Source organism: Asaia sp. SF2.1 (assembly GCF_000505765.1).
In the GTDB taxonomy this organism is placed as follows: domain Bacteria; phylum Pseudomonadota; class Alphaproteobacteria; order Acetobacterales; family Acetobacteraceae; genus Asaia; species Asaia bogorensis.
Genome location: NZ_AYXS01000048.1, coordinates 14,962 through 16,348 on the forward strand (window position 1 = coordinate 14,962; position 1,387 = coordinate 16,348).

The window sequence follows — 1,387 nt, forward strand, 5'->3', positions numbered from 1 at the left end:
ATACGGGCGGCATAGCTCGTGCCTGATTCAACGGCGAGGCTCTGCCCCGCAAGAGCCTCGAAACTGCTCACCGGAGCGATCTGGCTGGGGGCCACCACAACGGGGGATGTTTCGAGATAGGCAACCGCATCAAACAGCCGCTCGCGTGACGCCTGTTTGAGCACCCCACTCATGACCAGACTGCACCGCCCCGCCCCGAGGCTCGGGAAAAGCCCTGTGAAATCCATCGTCTCGAATTGAACGGGGACATGCCAATAGGCGCCCAGCTCACGCGCCAGCGCGATATCGAACCCGTCCAGCGCCGAGAGATCTGCCCCGTTGACGAATGTCATGGGGGGCAGGGTCGGATTGGTGCAGATACGCAGCGTTCCGTTTTCGATGAAGGCCGGGCGTTCCTGGGCATAGCCTGAAGCTGGCGAGAGGAACACGACCAGCAGCGCAAGGCAGGCGATGAGGCGGCGCATCAGCATGTTTCTTCCAGAATGGCACGGAAGGTTTCGGCCATGAGCCCGTTTTCCGGGGTGGGACGTATCAGGAAGTAGAAATGATTCACCAGATGCAGGTCGTTGAACACGATGTGGCGCAGCCTGTCCTGCTGGACCATCTGCGTCACGAACAGCTCGGGCAGAAAACCGACATACATGCCCGACAGGATCAGCAGGGCGCGTGAGTCGATATTATCGGCGCGCGCCGCAAAATTCATGGAGGGGCGCAGCTCATCCCATCGCGGGGAAGATGCGGCATCGCTGACACTGATCATGCGTGCCTCGGCGAGGGCGGCGATATTGATCGTGTCTTCCGGGCGGTCGAAAAGCGGATGGCGGGCACCGCAATAAAGATTGGACCGTTCGCTGAAGAGGGCGGTTGCTTCCATTTCGGGCTGCTGGTGCGGATAGAGCGTTATCCCGGCCGTTGCCGTCCCGTTACGCACGGCAAATTCCACATCGCGTGTCGAGGCCGAGCGCACATCCATCTCGACCGCAGGATAGCGACTGGTAAAGATCTGGATGGCCCGCAACAGGGCGGTTTCGCCATGAAACTGGATGTTGTCGGGCAGATAGAGGCAGAACCGCCCCGAGAGCGTTCCGCTGACATCATTGATGCGCTGCTGGAACAGATCGATATCGGTAAAAAGGCGCGTCGTGGCATCTAGTACCCCCTGGCCCTCATTCGTCAGGGCAAAACCCGCGCGCCCACGGTGGCACAACACCATGCTCAGCCGGTTTTCAAGGGCGGCAATGTCAATGCTGATCGAGGATTTGCTCTTGCCCAGCGCCAGTTCTGCCGCAGCGAAACCGCCATGCTGGGCCACGCAGGCAAAGACACGCAGCAAACGCAGATCGACCTCGGCGATACGCCCCTGAAACCCGCTGGCGCGAGGTGGGCG

The 1,387-nt window shown here is 60.8% G+C and carries 2 protein-coding genes; both read right to left on the bottom strand.

Annotated features, from left to right (window positions below):
• On the bottom strand, nucleotides 1-464 hold a 464-nt coding region (locus P792_RS39155), incomplete at its 3' end, for an ABC transporter substrate-binding protein (protein WP_161630859.1).
• Nucleotides 464-1,387: LysR family transcriptional regulator (locus tag P792_RS0119840; RefSeq protein WP_084331119.1), on the bottom strand; the 924-nt coding region annotated here is incomplete at its 5' end. The genes P792_RS39155 and P792_RS0119840, both read right to left, overlap by 1 nt.